The organism is Stenotrophomonas bentonitica (assembly GCF_002887735.1).
Taxonomy (GTDB): Bacteria; Pseudomonadota; Gammaproteobacteria; order Xanthomonadales; family Xanthomonadaceae; genus Stenotrophomonas; species Stenotrophomonas bentonitica_A.
This window is the reverse complement of record NZ_PKQP01000004.1, coordinates 134,872-150,243: the sequence shown is the minus strand read 5'-3', so window position 1 is coordinate 150,243 and position 15,372 is coordinate 134,872. Positions and strand designations below refer to the sequence as shown.

Annotated in this window: 15 protein-coding genes; 5 read left to right on the top strand and 10 right to left on the bottom strand. The window is 67.3% G+C overall.

What is annotated here, in order from left to right; translation table 11 throughout:
* Nucleotides 1–18 precede the first annotated feature (18 nt).
* From C0R07_RS09765 to C0R07_RS09750, 4 genes are all read right to left on the bottom strand, one after another.
* Nucleotides 19–582, bottom strand: a complete 564-nt coding sequence (locus tag C0R07_RS09765) for an ECF-type sigma factor (RefSeq protein WP_019184109.1) — start codon at nt 580–582, stop codon at nt 19–21.
* A gap of 65 nt (nt 583–647) precedes the next feature.
* Nucleotides 648–1,460: a bifunctional DNA-formamidopyrimidine glycosylase/DNA-(apurinic or apyrimidinic site) lyase gene (mutM, locus tag C0R07_RS09760; protein WP_102788788.1), complete on the bottom strand. Its 813-nt coding sequence runs from the start codon at nt 1,458–1,460 to the stop codon at nt 648–650.
* A 73-nt stretch (nt 1,461–1,533) separates the two neighbouring features.
* Complete coding sequence (locus tag C0R07_RS09755) at nt 1,534–1,911, bottom strand: EF-hand domain-containing protein (protein WP_070472711.1); 378 nt, start codon at nt 1,909–1,911, stop codon at nt 1,534–1,536.
* 3 nt (nt 1,912–1,914) lie between these two features.
* Nucleotides 1,915–3,117 (bottom strand): DesA family fatty acid desaturase, encoded by a 1,203-nt coding sequence (locus C0R07_RS09750; protein ID WP_019184105.1) that lies wholly within the window; start codon nt 3,115–3,117, stop codon nt 1,915–1,917.
* A gap of 195 nt (nt 3,118–3,312) precedes the next feature.
* On the opposite strand from C0R07_RS09750, the gene C0R07_RS09745 reads away from it, so the two are divergent.
* Both C0R07_RS09745 and C0R07_RS09740 read left to right on the top strand, forming a co-directional pair.
* Complete coding sequence (locus C0R07_RS09745) at nt 3,313–4,098, top strand: ABC transporter ATP-binding protein (RefSeq protein WP_070472775.1); 786 nt, start codon at nt 3,313–3,315, stop codon at nt 4,096–4,098.
* Between the two features lie 128 nt (nt 4,099–4,226).
* Complete coding sequence (locus C0R07_RS09740; RefSeq protein ID WP_070472718.1) at nt 4,227–5,075, top strand: acid phosphatase; 849 nt, start codon at nt 4,227–4,229, stop codon at nt 5,073–5,075.
* A gap of 126 nt (nt 5,076–5,201) precedes the next feature.
* Here C0R07_RS09740 and C0R07_RS09735 read toward each other — a convergent pair whose 3' ends face one another.
* Nucleotides 5,202–7,469, bottom strand: a complete 2,268-nt coding sequence (locus C0R07_RS09735; RefSeq protein WP_102788787.1) for a TonB-dependent receptor — start codon at nt 7,467–7,469, stop codon at nt 5,202–5,204.
* 240 nt (nt 7,470–7,709) lie between these two features.
* On the opposite strand from C0R07_RS09735, the gene C0R07_RS09730 reads away from it, so the two are divergent.
* Entirely contained in the window at nt 7,710–8,708 is a 999-nt protein-coding gene (locus tag C0R07_RS09730) for a patatin-like phospholipase family protein (protein ID WP_070472724.1), read from the top strand.
* A gap of 125 nt (nt 8,709–8,833) precedes the next feature.
* Here C0R07_RS09730 and C0R07_RS09725 read toward each other — a convergent pair whose 3' ends face one another.
* Entirely contained in the window at nt 8,834–9,316 is a 483-nt protein-coding gene (locus tag C0R07_RS09725; protein WP_019184100.1) for an Lrp/AsnC family transcriptional regulator, read from the bottom strand.
* 127 nt (nt 9,317–9,443) lie between these two features.
* Between C0R07_RS09725 and phhA the strand changes: the two genes are divergently transcribed.
* Both phhA and C0R07_RS09715 read left to right on the top strand, forming a co-directional pair.
* Nucleotides 9,444–10,340 carry a phenylalanine 4-monooxygenase gene (gene phhA, locus C0R07_RS09720; RefSeq protein WP_070472727.1) on the top strand — a complete coding sequence of 299 codons (897 nt, stop codon included), beginning with the start codon at nt 9,444–9,446 and terminating at the stop codon, nt 10,338–10,340.
* Nucleotides 10,341–10,371: 31 nt separating this feature from the next.
* A complete protein-coding gene (locus tag C0R07_RS09715; protein WP_102788786.1) occupies nt 10,372–11,022 on the top strand; it encodes a DMP19 family protein in 651 nt (216 codons plus the stop codon).
* Between the two features lie 79 nt (nt 11,023–11,101).
* Here C0R07_RS09715 and C0R07_RS09710 read toward each other — a convergent pair whose 3' ends face one another.
* The 4 genes from C0R07_RS09710 to C0R07_RS09695 all read right to left on the bottom strand — a co-directional run bounded on the left by C0R07_RS09710 (nt 11,102) and on the right by C0R07_RS09695 (nt 15,332).
* Complete coding sequence (locus tag C0R07_RS09710) at nt 11,102–12,205, bottom strand: GDSL-type esterase/lipase family protein (RefSeq protein WP_102788890.1); 1,104 nt, start codon at nt 12,203–12,205, stop codon at nt 11,102–11,104.
* A 178-nt stretch (nt 12,206–12,383) separates the two neighbouring features.
* Nucleotides 12,384–13,139: a 2-dehydro-3-deoxy-D-gluconate 5-dehydrogenase KduD gene (gene kduD / locus C0R07_RS09705; RefSeq protein WP_019184096.1), complete on the bottom strand. Its 756-nt coding sequence runs from the start codon at nt 13,137–13,139 to the stop codon at nt 12,384–12,386.
* A 66-nt stretch (nt 13,140–13,205) separates the two neighbouring features.
* Nucleotides 13,206–14,054 carry a 5-dehydro-4-deoxy-D-glucuronate isomerase gene (gene kduI, locus C0R07_RS09700; RefSeq protein WP_070426314.1) on the bottom strand — a complete coding sequence of 283 codons (849 nt, stop codon included), beginning with the start codon at nt 14,052–14,054 and terminating at the stop codon, nt 13,206–13,208.
* Between the two features lie 219 nt (nt 14,055–14,273).
* A complete protein-coding gene (locus C0R07_RS09695) occupies nt 14,274–15,332 on the bottom strand; it encodes a LacI family DNA-binding transcriptional regulator (protein ID WP_046274231.1) in 1,059 nt (352 codons plus the stop codon).
* Nucleotides 15,333–15,372: the final 40 nt, after the last annotated feature.

Sequence of the window (15,372 nt, the reverse complement as noted above, 5' to 3'; positions counted from 1 at the left end):
CGGACGATGCGTGGGCTTTCAGGGCTCCCCGACCGACGCCAGCAGGAACATGCGCGCCTTCTGCCAGTCGCGGCGGATGCTGCGCTCCGAGCGTTGGCACAGGTCGGCGATTTCCTGCTCGGACAGGCCGGCGAAGTACCGCAGTTCCACCACCTTGGCCAGGTGTGCATCCACCGCGTGCAGCTGCGCCAGCGCGACATCCAGCGCCAGCAGGTCTTCATCCAGGCGCACGCCGCTGCTGCTGTTCTCCGGCAGTTCCACCCGCTTGAGGTCACCGCCGCGTTTGCGTGCCAGCCGGTTGCGTGCGTAATCGACCACCACGCTGCGCATCGCCGAGGCGGCGTAGGCAAAGAAATGCGCGCGGTCCTCGAAGCGCGCGGCGCCCCGCGAGCCGAGCAACTTCAGGTAGGACTCGTGCACCAGCGAGGTGGCATCCAGGGTGCGCCCCTGCTGCCCGGCCAGCTGCCGCCGGGCCATGCTGTGCAGTTCCTGGTAGAGCAGGGTCAGGACCCGGTCGAGCGCGGCGCGGTCGCCCGCCCGGGCCGAATCCAGCCACACGGTGATATCCGGTCCTTCGTCCATCGCACACCCCCGCCGGTGACGTTGGCCGGACTATACCGCCCGATGGGCGACAGGCGCGCGACGATTCAGCGCTGGCAGTGCCCGCACCAGACGCTGGCGCGCTGGCCGATGGTGGCGTGGCGGAGCAGGCGGCCACACTGCCGGCAGGGCTCGCCTTCACGCCCGTAGACCAGCAGCTCCTGCTCGAAGTACCCCGGCGCCCCGTCCGGATTGATGAAATCGCGCAGGGTGGTGCCGCCCCGGGTGATGGCATAGGCCAGGATCCGTTTCACCGCATCGGCCAGGCGCTGGTAGCGCGTGCGGGAGATCTTGCCGGCCTCGCGCAGCGGATTGATCCCGGCCATGAACAGGCTTTCGGCAGCGTAGATGTTGCCGACGCCGACCACGATGCCCTGGTCCATCAGGAACGTCTTCACCGACGCGCTGCGGCCGCGGCTGCGGGCGAACAGGTAGTCGCCATCGAAGGCGTCGTCGAGCGGCTCCGGACCCAGCCCGGCCAGCAGGGCATGGGTTTCCCCGGCCGGTTGCCACAGCAGGCTGCCGAAGCGGCGCGGGTCGTTGAAGCGCAGCAGCCGGCCGTTGTCCAGGCTGATGTCCACGTGGTCGTGCGCGCGCACCGGCGTATCGCCGGGCAGCACGCGCAGGCTGCCGGACATGCCCAGGTGCAGCAGCGCGCTGCCGATGGCGGTATCCAGCAGCAGGTACTTGGCGCGACGGCGGACCCCTTCAATTGCCTGGCCGGGCAGCTGCTCGCTGATCTCCGGAGGAATCGGCCAGCGCAGGTCGGGCCGGCGCAGGATCACGCCGTGCACACTGCGGCCTTCCAGGTGCGGGGCCAGGCCGCGGCGGGTGGTTTCTACTTCGGGAAGCTCGGGCATGAGGGGATTCTAAGGCGTCCCCCGATGAACCGCGGTAGAGCGGCGGACTGCCCCGCTACGGTCCGAGTGACGCTCAGCGCGGCGGCGCAGCCAACTCGCGCGCACTCAAATACCCGTCGCCATTGGCATCCTGTTTGTGGAACCGCTGGATCAGCGTCTGCCGCCGCTGCTCCCGCGTGATCGGCGGGCCTTTGCCACCGGGCAGCTCATCGGCGCTGAGCACGCCATCGCCGTTGCGGTCCATGCGATCGAAGGCGTACAGCAGCCACTGCACGTATTCCTCCACGCTGACCCGGCCGTCGCCGTCGGTGTCCATGCGCTGCAGGTAACTGCCCGTATCCGTGACCTGCGCCTGTGCCGTCGCACCCAGCACGCCAACGGCCAGGCCCAGACACGCAAAACGCCGCACAAGGCGGCGTTTTGCGGAGACGTTCCCGGTCGGGAAGCGCATCGATCAGTGCGCCGTCAGTGCGTAGCCCTTCAGGCGCGCGGCATAGTTCTGCAGCGCGGCGATGCCACTGGCTTCCGCTTCATGGCACCACGCCTGCAGCAGCTTCAGGCGTTCGGCGGCGTCATTGCCACGTGCTTCCAGCAGGGCCGCCAGACGCGCACGGTGTTCAACGAGCACGCGGATGCGCGGGCGCTGTTCGACCCACGTGCTGAGCTGGGCGCGGCAATCCGGCTTGAGCCAGCGGCCGTCGTTGACCAGGCCACGGCGCATGCGGCGCGGCAGCAGCTTGCGCAACTTGGCGCCAGCCATCGCGGCCTCTTCGCGCAGGGCCGGCACGAACACGTTGCGCTGGTAATCGGTCATCGCCTGGAAGCGGTGCGACAGCAGGGCCTTGAGGGTTTCAGCATCCGGCACGGCGATGTTCGGGCGCACGTCCATGCTCGGTGCTACGCGCAGTACCTTGGCCAGGCGCAGGGCCTGCAGGCCGCGGATCACCGCCCAGCCGATGTCGAACTCCCAGCGGCGCATGGAGAAGCGCGCCGAACTGGGGAAGGCGTGATGGTTGTTGTGCAGCTCTTCGCCACCCACCCAGAACGCCCACGGGGTCAGGTTGGTGGAGGTATCGGCCGATTCGAAGTTGCGGTAGCCCCACCAGTGGCCCAGGCCGTTGATGACGCCGGCGGCCCAGAACGGGATCCAGGCCATCTGGATCGCCCACAGGGCCACGCCGGGCAGGCCGAACAGCACGCTGTTGATGACCAGCAGCGCGACCGGGCCGAGATTGGCGTGCGGGGTGTACAGGTGGCGCTCGATCCAGTCATCCGGGGCGCCGCGGCCGTACTGCTCGATGTCCGCACGCATTGCGCGGGCCTCGCGGTACAGCTCCACGCCGCGCCAGAACACCATGCCGATGCCCTTGGTCACCGGGCTGTGCGGGTCTTCATCGGTTTCCACCTTGGCGTGGTGCTTGCGATGGATCGCCACCCACTCCTTGGTGATCATGGAGGTGGTCAGCCAGGTCCAGAACCGGAAGAAGTGCGCGATGACCGGATGGAAATCCACCCCCCGGTGCGCCTGGCTGCGATGCAGATACAGGGTCACGGCGAAGATGGTGAGCTGCGTGAATACCAGCAGCACCAGCGCCATGCCCCACCAGCCAAGGCCGACGACGCCGCCGGTCAGGAAGTTGAGGAGCGTATCGAGCATCGCAGAACTCCGGGCCGCAGTCGGCCAGCAAGGAAACGGGTACACCTTCGGACATGATGGGGCCTGACGTTGCAAACTTCATCCCTTCGATGCCATTTTTGCGCAGTCATTCAGTTCCTCCCTTACCTTCGTGAGCATGCCCCCGCATTCATGACAGTCGCAGCCTCGCCGGTGGTGCCGGCCTCCTCCGTCCCCCTGATCGAGCTCGACCGCGCCTGTGTCATCCGCGGGCAGGTCCGGGTCCTGCACGATCTCAGCCTACGCATCGAACAGGGCCAGCACACCGCCCTGCTGGGCCCCAATGGCTGCGGCAAGTCGTCCTTCATCAAGCTCATCACCCGCGAGCTGTACCCGCTGGCGCATGGCGATGGCACGGTGGCGGTGCGCGTGCTCGGCCAGAACCGCTGGCAGGTGGACCGGCTGCGCTCGCAGCTGGGCATCGTCACCGGCGACCTGAGCAGCAACCTATCGGACATGCCCGGGCTGACCGTGGAAGAGGCGGTGCTGACCGGCTTCTTCGCCAGCTTCGTGGTGCCGGCCTTCCGCGAAGTGACCCCGGGGATGCGCGAACGCGCGCGTGAAACCCTGGCCATGACCGGCGCCCTGCCCCTGCTGCAGCGTGGCTATGCCGAGCTGTCGGCCGGCGAGACCCGGCGCGTGCTGATCGCCCGGGCGCTGGTGAACCGGCCGCAGGCCCTGCTGCTGGATGAGCCCTCCACCGGGCTGGACCTGATCGCCCGCGAGCAGCTGATCGCCACCATGCGCGATCTCGCCCGCCAGGGCATCACGCTGGTGCTGGTGACCCACCACATCGAGGAGATCATTCCCGAGATCGAGCGGGTGGTGATGCTGCGCGGTGGCAAGATCCTCGCCGATGGGTCGCGCGCGGAACTGCTGCGGGATGGACCGTTGTCCGAGCTGTTCGGCGGCCCGATCCGCGTGGTGGAACAGGCCGGCCGGTTGAGCGCGTTCGCGGGGTGAACGCGAAAGGGGGCCCCGCGGCCCCCCACTGCGGCACGGCCATGCCGGATCTGGCCGGATGCCGCCCGGCCGCTCCCGTGGCCGGATGAAGCTGCGATCATGCGGCTCCCCCTCTTCGAGACCTGCCGATGTCGTCGTTCCTGCGCTCCGCTGCCGTCCGCCCGATGCTGGTGACTGCCCTGCTCGCCGCCCTTGCCGGCTGTTCGTCAACGGCGGCACCGCGCACCACGGCGGTGGAAGCGTCGGTCACCACCAAGGCGGTCGGCTACCTGCAGGGCAGCGCCGTGCCGGACAGCCTGGCACTGGTACCGGCACCGCCGGCGGCCGGCTCGGCCGGCTTCGCGCTGGATGAGCAGGTCAGCCGTGAAGCCCGTGCCCTGCGCGGCAGCCCACGCTTCGAGCAGGCCCACCGTGACGCCGAGCTCGCCTTCCCGGCCGGTGCCAACCAGTTCTCCTGCGCGATCGATGTCGACGTGGATGCGGTCAAGACGCCCGCCCTGTACCGTCTGTTGGAACGCAGCCGGATCGATGCCAGCGCGGCCACCCGCACGGCGAAGAAGCACTACCAGCGCGCACGGCCGTTCATGGTCAACAACGAGCCGACCTGCTCGCCGGAAGACGAGAAGGACCTGCGCGGCAATGGTTCTTATCCGTCCGGCCATACCTCGATCGGTTGGGCCTGGGCCCTGATCCTCTCGGAGATCGCCCCGGACCGCGCCGACGCGATCCAGGCACGCGGCCGCAACTATGGCGAGAGCCGCCTGGTCTGCAACGTGCATTGGCAGAGCGACATCCTGGAAGGCCGCTTCATGGGCGCTGCCGCCGTGGCACGCCTGCATGACAACGCTGCGTTCAACAGTGACCTGCTGGCGGCACGCAAGGAGATCGCTGCGGCACGCAAGGCAGGGCTGCATTCGGCGCAGGATTGCGCGGCTGAAGAAGCGGTGTTGAAGGTGCGGCCGGCGAGCGCGTTGTAAGCAGGGCAGCCGACCAACGGTCGGCTCTACCGCGCATGGCAAAAAAAAACGGCGCGGATTTCTCCGCGCCGTTTTCGTTTTCACGGGCGTGCCCACCCACGGTGGGCACCTACCGCATGACGTGCATCAGAACTTCGCGGTGAACTCCACGCCGAACGTGCGCGGCTCGTTGAGGAAGCCGGTCAGGTTGTTGAAGTCGATCGCGCCGACCACGCGCACCTGGTCGGTCAGGTTGCGGCCGTACACGGCAACGTCGTACTGGCCGTAATCCCAGTTGTAGCCCAGGCGCAGGCCCCCTTCCAGCGAGGAGCGGCTGCGGAACTCCGGCGACTCATACAGGAAGAAGTTCACTTCGCTGCGGTAGGCCCAGTCGGTGTAGACATAGAACTCGCTGGCATCGTTGACCGGGAAGCCGGCGCGCAGGGTCAGGTTGTGGATCCACTTCGGCGCCTGCGGCAGCGGATTGCCGTTGACCAGTGCGTAGGTGCCGCCATCGATGACCGTGGTCGGGTCGGTGATGGTGCAGCCGCCGCCACAGATCGCCACCGCCAGATCCTTGTCCTTGATCTCGGTGTCGTTGTAGCTGCTGCCCAGGGTCAGCAGGACGTGGTCAGTCAGGTAGGCCTCGAAGTCGAGCTCGGCGCCCTGGCCGATGGTCTTGTCCGCGTTGAGCAGGGTCGCGGTGTTGTTGCTGCCACCCACGGCGATCAGCTGCTGGCCATCGACGTTGTAGCGGAACACGTTGAAGCCCAGGCGTGCGCGGCGGTCGAACAGGTCGGCCTTGATGCCGGCTTCATACGAGATCACCTTCTCCGAATCCGCCTGCGAGACGCCACCAAAGGCCAGGCGACCCTGGATCGACGGCGCGCGGAAACCCTTCGCCACACGGGCATACGCGTTGAGGTTGTCGGTGATCTGGTAGACGCCGCTCAGGTCCCAGCTGACATCGTTGACGTCGGTCTTGGCGATGTAGGGGCCGCTGACCGGGGTGCCGAACGGCACGGCCTGCAGCACGCTGGCGCTGAAGTCCTTCTTGTCCTGCGTGTAGCGCACGCCACCACGCAGCTTGAAGCGCTCGGTCACGTCGAAATCGCCGGAGGCGAAGGCCGCCCACGCCTTGTTGCGCTGCTGCTGCTCGGCGTGGCCGGTCTGCGGATTGCCCGGGGTCAGCGAGTCGTAGTTGAAGCTGTCGATGGTGACGTCTTCATCGAAGTAGAACACGCCGGCCTGCCAGTCGAAGCGGCCCCATTCATTGGATTCCACGCGGAATTCCTGGGTCCACTGGCGGTGGTGCGGCAGGCCATCGGCCGATTCGGAGGCGAACGGGATGTTGCCCGGACCGTAGTTGCCGGCGCCCAGGAAGCTGGCACCGTAACCGCCGTCGATGTCGCCGTGGTTCAGCGATTCGGCGGTCTCGTAACCGGTGATCGAGTGCAGGGTCACGCGGCCCAGGTCCCACTTCAGGCGCGCGCTGCCGCCCCAGGTTTCCAGGTCGGAGAAGTTCTGGCCATCGGTGGAGACTTCATCGCGGTCGAAGTTCTCGACCAGCTGGTTGGTGCCCGGCTTGATGATGTTGGCGCGGAACAGGCGCGCGGTGCCGTTGAGCTTGCGCTTGTGCAGGTTGAACAGCGCTTCGACATCATCGCCTTCGTACAGGAACTGCACGCGGGCAGCGGCTTCGTCATACCCCTCGAAGCCCTGCGCCGGGGCGCCCTGGCGGGTGTTGGTGACCCAGTCGTCGCGGCGCTGGTACAGCGCGGAGACGCGTGCCGACCAGCGGTCGGTCAGCGGGCCGCCGTAGGCGCCCTGCGTGTTCCAGGTGTTGTAGCTGCCGTAGGCGACCTTGATGTAGCCGTCGGCATCCTGCGAGGGACGCGCCGAATCGAACTTGACCACGCCGGCCGGGGTATTACGGCCGAACAGCGTGCCCTGCGGGCCGCGCAGCACTTCCACACCGGCCAGGTCGAACAGCGGGAAGCCCTTCAGCAGCGGGCTTTCCTGCACCACATCGTCATACACCAGCGAGACCGGCTGCGAGGCATTGAGGTCGAAATCGGTGTTGCCCAGGCCGCGGATGTAGAAACGCGGGAAGGCACGGCCGTAGGACGATTCGATGTTCAGGCTGGGCACACGCGCCGACAGGAAGCGGATGTCATCGCCGGCCGAACCGAGCACGTCGAGCTTTTCACCCTGGATGGCCGAGATCGAGACCGGCACGTCCTTGGCGTTTTCGACGCGGCGTTGCGCCGTGACCTGCAGCGTATCGAGGGCGACCGGATCCTTGGCGGCGGGGGCGTCCTGGGCTGCGGCCGTCAATGGCAGCAGGGCGGCAAGGGCGACAACGAGCGGGTGCACGGACGGGAAACGGCCGTGGGCAGTGCGGTTCGGGAACATGGCGTTTAGGCTGTGTTGGGAGGGGTGGTGGACCGGCGCTACCAGACAATTGTTGCAGTACAGCAACAGAGCCGCAAACAACGCCTATTCATTACCTGCTCCCGAGCCTGCGCGTTGTGACGGCGATCGCGTCCCGACATCCCCGGTCATCGCCTGAATGCCCTGCCCTGCCGCCCTGCCGGGTCCGCCAGCGCTTCGGTATGCTGGCGGGCCTCGATGCCCATTCACGTTGCCACGCCGATGACCTCACTGCGCCGTACCCGCCTGACGCTGTCCGTTGCCCTGCTCGGCCTGCTGGCCGGTTGCGGCGGTGATCCCGTGCGCCCCACCCCGCCGCCGGCGGCCGTGCCGGTAACCCCGGCCAAGCCGGTCAAGATCGGCATCGCGCTCGGCGGCGGCGCGGCCAAGGGCTTCGCCCATATCGGGGTGATCAAGATGCTGGAGGCCAACGGCTTCGAACCGGTGGTCGTGTCGGGCACCAGCGCCGGCAGCGTGGTCGGCGCCCTGTACGCCAGCGGCATGGACGCGTTCCAGATGCAGTCCAAGGCGGTGGCCCTGGATGAAGCCAGCATCCGCGACGTGCGCCTGTTCTCCGGTGGCCTGGTCCAGGGCCAGAAGCTGCAGGACTACGTCAACGCCCAGGTCGACAACCGCCCCGCCGAGAAGCTGAGCAAGCCGTTCGCCGCGGTCGCCACCCAGTTGGAAACCGGCGAGCGCACCGTGTTCGTGCGTGGCAATGTCGGCCAGGCCGTGCGCGCCTCCAGCAGCATCCCCGGCGTGTTCGAGCCGGTGAAGATCGGCAAGTACAACTACATCGACGGCGGCGTGGTCAGCCCGGTGCCGGTCGATGCGGCGCGCCAGCTCGGCGCGGACATCGTGATCGCCGTGGACATCTCCAGCAAGGCCAGCGGCAAGGCGCCGACCGGCATGCTCGGCATCGTCAACCAGTCGATCTCGATCATGGGCCAGCGCCTGGGCGAGCAGGAACTGGCACGCGCGGACGTGATCATCCGGCCCAAGGTGCTGGACATCGGCGCGGCCGATTTCGGCCAGCGCAACAACGCGATCCTGGAAGGCGAGAAGGCCGCGATGGCGGCGATGCCGCAGATCCGCGCCAAGGTGCAGCAGCTGCAGAAGGCGCGTGCCGCCGCGCTCGCCCCGCCGCCGCCCAAGCCCAAGTGCGATGCGCCTTCGCGCGTGGGCCGGCTGATGGGGCGCAAGGAAAAGTGCGAGGGCTGAAACTCCGCCACCGGTAGAGCCGACCGTTGGTCGGCTGCCGTTCGAGCGACGTTGCCGCGGGGCCATGGGGTTGGGGCAGCCGACCAACGGTCGGCTCTACCGTGCGATCGCGAGGGCGATCGGCGTCATTCCAGCTGCGACAACGGCAGCGCGCGGAATTCCTTGACCGTGCGCAGCACGAAGCTGGAATTGACGTCGGCCACGCCGGCGGCATTGAGCAGTTTGTCGAGCAGGAAGCTGGAGAAGTGCTCCAGGTCGCGCACATAGATGTGCAGCAGGTAGTCCATGTCGCCGGTGAGCGCGTGGCAGGCCACCACCTCATCCCATTCCACGACGCTGTCGGCGAACACGCCGATGGCGTGCTGGTCGTGTTTTTCCAGCTGCACGCGGACGAAGGCCTGCAGGCCCAGGCCGATCTGACGCGGCTCAAGGCGGGCGCCATACCCGGCGATCACGCCCTCGCTTTCCAGCCGCTGGACCCGCCGCAGGCAGGCCGACGGAGACAGGTTGACCCGGGCGGCGAGCTCGGCGTTGGTGGCACGACCGTGTTGCTGGATTTCCGCCAGCAAGCGCAGATCCGTGCGGTCGAACTGGGCATCTCCGGTCATTGCTGCCCCGCAACATGATGTGGACGCAATGATATTGCGCCAACAGGCCATATCCGCGCAACTTTGCAAACCTCTTGCGCGCGCCCTGCCCTAGCATCGACAGGTGACTTCCCAGGAGACCACCACGATGGAAACCGCCACCGCCCCCCGCCGCGTCGAACACCAGCAGACCGACAAGGGATACGTGCCGGTCTATACCACTGCCATCGTGGAACAGCCCTGGGACAGCTACACCGCCGACGACCACGCGACCTGGAGCACCCTGTTCCAGCGCCAGCGCGAATTGCTGGTCGGCCGCGCCAGCAAGGAATTCCTGCATGCGCAGGATGAGATGGGCATGAGCGCGCACATGATCCCGCGCTTCGACCAGCTCAATGAGGTGCTCGGCGCCGCCACCGGCTGGACCCTGGTGGGTGTGGAGGGGCTGCTGCCGGAACTGGATTTCTTCGACCACCTGGCCAACCGCCGTTTCCCGGTCACCTGGTGGATCCGCCGCCCGGACCAGATCGACTACATCGCCGAACCGGACATGTTCCATGACCTGTTCGGGCACGTGCCGCTGCTGATGAACCCGGTGTTCGCCGATTACATGGCCGCGTACGGCCGCGGCGGCGTCAAGGCGCATGCCATCGGCCCGGAGGCGCTGCAGCACCTCACCCGCCTGTACTGGTACACGGTGGAATTCGGGCTGATCAACACCGATGAGGGCCTGCGCATCTACGGCGCCGGCATCGTGTCGTCCAAGGGCGAATCGCTGTACTCGCTGGAGTCGGCCGCACCGAACCGGATCGGTTTCGATCTGGAGCGGATCATGCGCACCCGCTACCGGATCGACACCTTCCAGAAGACCTACTTCGTCATCGACAGCTTCGAGCAGTTGATGCAGGCCACCGCGCCGGACTTCACCCCGATCTATGCCGCCTTGGAGGCCAAGGAACACCTGCCGGCCGGTGAGGTGCAGGACGGCGACCGCGTATTCCAGAAGGGTACGGGCGAAGGCTGGGAAGACGGCGGCGACGTGTGAGCGCGCTGGCCGGTCCGGTATCCTGACCCGCATGACCGATGTTTTCGCTTCCCTGCGCGTGGCCACCGTCGATTTCGACGACGACTTCGTCCTGCTGGCCCTCGCCGATGGCCGGCGCACCCGGCAACCCTTACGTTGGGCACCTGCGCTGCACGAGGCCGATGCCCTGCAGCGCGCGCAGTGGGTGCTCACGCCCGATGGGCTGGGCGTGAACTGGCCGGCACTGCTTCCCGCGCGCAAGGAGGGCGTAGTCGATGTGCCGAACCAGGTGTGGGACGACCGCTACGAGGCGGCCCTGGCGCGGCTGAAATCGGCCGGATGGTCGCTGGATGCGCTGTCCGATGAGGACCAGCAGCTGGTCGCGCTGTGGCGCATGGAGGCGGACATCAACAACGGGGGCTTCATGCAGTTCCTGTGCAACTGGGGCGACCCGACCTGCCAGCTGGCGCTGCGCGCGCTGCAGGCAATGGGTGCGGTGCAGACCCACGCGATCCTGGCAGGGATGCGTGGCTTGCTGGACCGGCTGGAGGACGACCCGGAAATCAAGGAACTGACCGACCTGTACGGCGCGATGACCGATGAGGAGCAGGCCGCCCTGCACGCCTTCGACGAAGCCTATTTCGAGCGCCCGGAAGACCTGGCGCGGCTGGGGCTGCAGCACTTCGGCCCGGAGCCGTTGTAGGGCCAGGCCGAGCGTAGGCCCGGCGCTACAGCACAACGCAGCCCGTGTAGAGCCGAGCCCGTGCTCGGCTGGGTTTCGATCACCGCGGGTACGCCAGCAGCACCACCAGATCCTCCTCGCCCACCTGCTGCAGCGCATGCGAACTGCCCGTTTTCGTCAGCAGCGCATCCCCCGCCGCCACGTCGTACTGCTTCCCATCCAGTACGTAGCTGCCCTGCCCGCTGACGATGTAGTAGATCTCGTCCTTGTGCTGGGGATGCAAGCCGATCCCCGCGCCTTTGTGCAGCACGCGCTTGCGCAGCACGAACGGGAGGTCCGTGTCCTCGGCGAAAAACGGGTACGCCGTGGTCGGCCCCGCTCCACCATGCGGGCCGGGCTGGGTCACCGCGATGTCACGCTCGTGGACCACGCGCGAGGGTTTGGTGGCCTCACCACCCCGCCCTGCACTGCGCACCTCGCAGTCGATATCGCGCTTCAGCGCGGACGTGAGTTCAGGCTGCAGTGCCACCCAGTCCCGCATCACCAGGCACGCCACCGCCGTCGCACCGGCCACACTGAAGTGCGTGCCGTCGGCCTTGTTCTGCTCGGGTACGAACATGAAATAGGGCCTGGCGCCCTGCTCGCCCAGCGCGCGGATCCAGCGCGTGGAGCTGTCATTGAGATCGATCAGCGCGACCTGCTCGCGGGTCGCCAGCGCTTTCACGGCCTGAGTGTATACACCGTGCGTGTCCAGCAGCGAACCAAAGTCGTACAGCAGCCGCGCCACCGGGGTGATCAGCACCGGCGTGGCGCCCTTGTCGCGCGCCAGCTGCACATAGCGCATCAGGAACTGCGGGTAGGCAACGGCAGGATCGGTATAGCGCGTGGGGTCTTCGAACTTGGCGTCGTTGTGGCCGAACTGGATGAGCAGCACGTCGCCACGTTGGAGCTCGGCGGCGATCGCATCCAGGCGCTTTTCGTCGATGAAGCTGCGCGTGCTGCGGCCGCCCTTGGCGTGGTTGCGGACCTCCCACACGGCGGGATCGAGATAGCTTTGCAAGGCCTGGCCCCAGCCGGCCTGTGGCGCGCGCTCCGGGCCGTACTCGGCGGCGGTGGAATCCCCGGCAATGAAGATGCGGTGCGGGGCGCACAGCGCGCTGGGGGCCGCGAGCAGGAACGACAGGGACAACAGCAAACGCAGCATGGTCATGCTCCTGGATGGAGAGCTGCCGGCCGGCGGCCGGCACTACCGGCGTGCATCTGGTGGAAAGGCCCCTGAGTCAGGGGGCGACCGCGAAGCGGTGGGGGTCTGGATGCAACGATTGCTCGGGGCCCACGATCTGCAGCCCAGATCGTGGGCGCGCCAGCGCGTAGCGAGGGTGTTACCGGGCGAGCCAACCACCATCAACCGGCAGCACTGCGCCGTTGACGTAGTCCGAGGCGCTGGAGGCCAGGAACACGGCGGTGCCGCCGAGGTCTTCCGGGGTGCCCCAGCGCGCTGCAGGGATGCGGTCGAGGATGGACTTGTTGCGGTCCTCATCGGCGCGCAGTGCGGCGGTGTTGTCGGTGGCCATGTAGCCCGGGGCGATCGCGTTGACGTTGATGCCCTTGCTGGCCCACTCGTTGGCGAGCAGGCGGGTGATGCCGGCGATGCCGCTCTTGCTCGCGGTGTACGACGGCACGCGGATACCGCCCTGGAAGGACAGCATCGAGGCGATGTTGATGATCTTGCCGCGGCCCTGGGCGATGAAATGCTTGCCGGCGGCCTGCGAGATGAAGAACGCGGACTTGATGTTGACGTTCATCACGTCATCCCAGTCCTGCTCGCTGAACTCCACCGCGTCGGCGCGGCGGATCAGGCCGGCGTTGTTGACCAGGATGTCCAGGCCGCCCAGGCCTTCGATGGTTTCGCGGATGACGCGCTCGACCGGCTCGATGCTGATCAGGTTCGCTTCGATCGCCAGGCAGCGACGACCCAGGGCGGTGATCTTGGCGATGGTTTCGGTGGGCGGCGCGATGCCGGCCACGGCGACGTCGGCACCGGCCTGCGCCAATGCGACCGCGATGCCCTGGCCCAGGCCGGTGTTGCCACCGGTGACGAGGGCGACCTTGCCTTCCAGACTGAACGGATTAGCCATTGCGTATGTGGTCCTTGTCCAATGCATAACAGACGCCGCCAGCGCGATGCCGGCGGCGTGTCGGGGTTACTTCAGCTGGCAGATGTCCAGCACGTGCATGTCGGTGTAATCCAGGTTCTCGCCGCCCATCGCCCAGATGAAGGCGTAGTTGCTGGTGCCCGCGCCCATGTGGATGGACCACGGCGGCGAGACGACGGCTTCGTTGTTCTGGATGACGATGTGGCGCTGCGCGTCCGGCTCGCCCATGAAGTGGTACACGCGGTCGTTCTGGCCCAGGTCGAAGTAGAAATAGACTTCGCTGCGGCGGTCGTGCAGGTGCGGCGGCATCGTGTTCCAGACGCTGCCCGGCTTGAGCACGGTCAGGCCCAGCAGCAGCTGCGAGGACTGGCAGGTGGCCGGCACGATGTACTGGTAGATGGTGCGCTCGTTGCTGGTTTCCAGCGCGCCACGGTCCAGTGCCACGGCGTCCTTGATCGACAGCGCCTTGGTCTCGAAGCGCGCATGCGCCGGGGTCGAGGCCAGGTAGAACTGCGCCGGGTTGGCCGCGTCATCGGAAGCGAACACCACCTCGGTGCTGCCCATGGCCACGTACAGGCCGTCCTTCGGACCCAGCGTGAACACGGTGCCGTCTACGGTGACGGTGCCGCTGCCGGCGCCGACGTTGATCACGCCCAGCTCGCGGCGCTCCAGGAACGCGTGGCCGGCAGCCGAGGCCGGCTCGGTCTGCTTGGGCAGCGAGACCGGGCCGTTGACCGGGGCCGCACCGCCGAGCACGAAGCGCTCGTAATGGGTGTACTTCAGGGTCACCGCATCGGCGTTGAACAGACCGTCGAGCAGATACAGCTCGCGCAGGTCGTCATTGCTGGCGCCCTTGATGGCGTCGGGATGGGTGGCGTAGTGGGTCTTGCAGTACATGGCGTCTCCAGAGCAGGGGTGGGGCGATGCGTCGGCCCCGGCGCGATTTCAAGTGATTGTAGCGATTTGGTAAACCGGTGTCATTTTGCAGCGCACGATAGACCGGGGCGGGCCCGGCGTGGTGTCCATGTCAGAAAAGCCGTGCGATCGGCAACGGAGTGCACGGGCGCGTGGCGACGCGTTCATCATGAACGCGCATCGTTGCCATCGCGGCGCGCGTCAATCCTCGGGCGGCTGGCAGGAGTCGCGCACGATCAGGTGCGGGCGCACGCTGGCGTGCTGCATCACCGCCTGGCCATCGGGCTGGATCAGCATGGCCGCGGCGGTGCGGCCGGTGTCGCGCGTGTGGCGGCGCACCGAGGTAAGCGACGGCCACAGGCGCGACGCCAGCGGGCTGTCGTCGTAGCCGATGATCGACAGCTGGCGCGGAATGTTGATGCCGGCCCGCAGGGCGACCTTGTAGATACCGGCGGCCATTTCATCGTTGCCGGTGAAGATGGCGGTCGGGCGCTGCTTGCCCAGCAGCAGCTTTTCGGCCGCGGCCACGCCGGATTCGAAGGTGTAGCCGGCCTCGACGATGCGAGCGGGGGGCAGCTCGATGCCGCGCTTGGCCAGCGCATCGATGAAGCCGGCGGTGCGTTCGTGCGCCGAGCGGTACGCGCTCGGGCCGGTCACCAGGGCGATGTCGCGGTGGCCCAGGGAAAGCAGGTAATCGGCAGCTTCGGCCGCGCCGTCGCGATCGTGGGTGACCACCATCTGCGAGGTGTCATCCAGCGGCAGCGAGGCGATCCGGGTGAAGCGGCAGCCGATCTCATCGAGCATGTCCACCAGCGCCTGGTCTTCGGAGGCTCGCGGCACCAGGATCACGCCGTGCAGCTTCTGCTGCTGCACGAAGCGGCGCACCCCCTCGATGTAGCCGGGGCTGCGCGAATCGCAGGGGTGCACGACCAGTTCGAAACTGGAGCCGCGCAGCGCGTCCAGCGCGCCGTACTGCATGTCCACGATGTACTGCGCGGTCGGGTTGTCGTACACCATGCCGATCAGGAACGAGCGCCGGAACGCCAGCCCCCGGGCCAGCGGGTCCGGCGTGTAACCGACCTCGCGCATCAGCGCTTCGACCTTCTCGCGCGTGTCCTTGCGCACCAGCGGCGAGTTGTTGATGATCCGCGAAACGGTCTTCTTCGATACCCCGGACAGACGCGCGATGTCGTTGATCGTGGCGGCCTTGCCTTTGGTCAATCCGTGCGGCGACGGATCGGTTTTGCTGCGCAATGACATGTCGTTCAAACCGGGGATGAGTCAGGGGATTCTAGCGGGG

What these genes read in the sequence shown, in the direction of transcription:
- C0R07_RS09765 (WP_019184109.1), bottom strand. Translation starts at nt 582, where the DNA reads ATGGACGAAGGACCGGATATCACCGTGTGGCTGGATTCGGCCCGGGCG.
- mutM (WP_102788788.1), bottom strand. Translation starts at nt 1,460, where the DNA reads ATGCCCGAGCTTCCCGAAGTAGAAACCACCCGCCGCGGCCTGGCCCCG.
- C0R07_RS09755 (WP_070472711.1), bottom strand. Translation starts at nt 1,911, where the DNA reads ATGCGCTTCCCGACCGGGAACGTCTCCGCAAAACGCCGCCTTGTGCGG.
- C0R07_RS09750 (WP_019184105.1), bottom strand. Translation starts at nt 3,117, where the DNA reads ATGCTCGATACGCTCCTCAACTTCCTGACCGGCGGCGTCGTCGGCCTT.
- C0R07_RS09740 (WP_070472718.1), top strand. Translation starts at nt 4,227, where the DNA reads ATGTCGTCGTTCCTGCGCTCCGCTGCCGTCCGCCCGATGCTGGTGACT.
- C0R07_RS09735 (WP_102788787.1), bottom strand. Translation starts at nt 7,469, where the DNA reads ATGTTCCCGAACCGCACTGCCCACGGCCGTTTCCCGTCCGTGCACCCG.
- C0R07_RS09730 (WP_070472724.1), top strand. Translation starts at nt 7,710, where the DNA reads ATGACCTCACTGCGCCGTACCCGCCTGACGCTGTCCGTTGCCCTGCTC.
- C0R07_RS09725 (WP_019184100.1), bottom strand. Translation starts at nt 9,316, where the DNA reads ATGACCGGAGATGCCCAGTTCGACCGCACGGATCTGCGCTTGCTGGCG.
- phhA (WP_070472727.1), top strand. Translation starts at nt 9,444, where the DNA reads ATGGAAACCGCCACCGCCCCCCGCCGCGTCGAACACCAGCAGACCGAC.
- C0R07_RS09715 (WP_102788786.1), top strand. Translation starts at nt 10,372, where the DNA reads ATGACCGATGTTTTCGCTTCCCTGCGCGTGGCCACCGTCGATTTCGAC.
- C0R07_RS09710 (WP_102788890.1), bottom strand. Translation starts at nt 12,205, where the DNA reads ATGCTGCGTTTGCTGTTGTCCCTGTCGTTCCTGCTCGCGGCCCCCAGC.
- kduD (WP_019184096.1), bottom strand. Translation starts at nt 13,139, where the DNA reads ATGGCTAATCCGTTCAGTCTGGAAGGCAAGGTCGCCCTCGTCACCGGT.
- kduI (WP_070426314.1), bottom strand. Translation starts at nt 14,054, where the DNA reads ATGTACTGCAAGACCCACTACGCCACCCATCCCGACGCCATCAAGGGC.
- C0R07_RS09695 (WP_046274231.1), bottom strand. Translation starts at nt 15,332, where the DNA reads ATGTCATTGCGCAGCAAAACCGATCCGTCGCCGCACGGATTGACCAAA.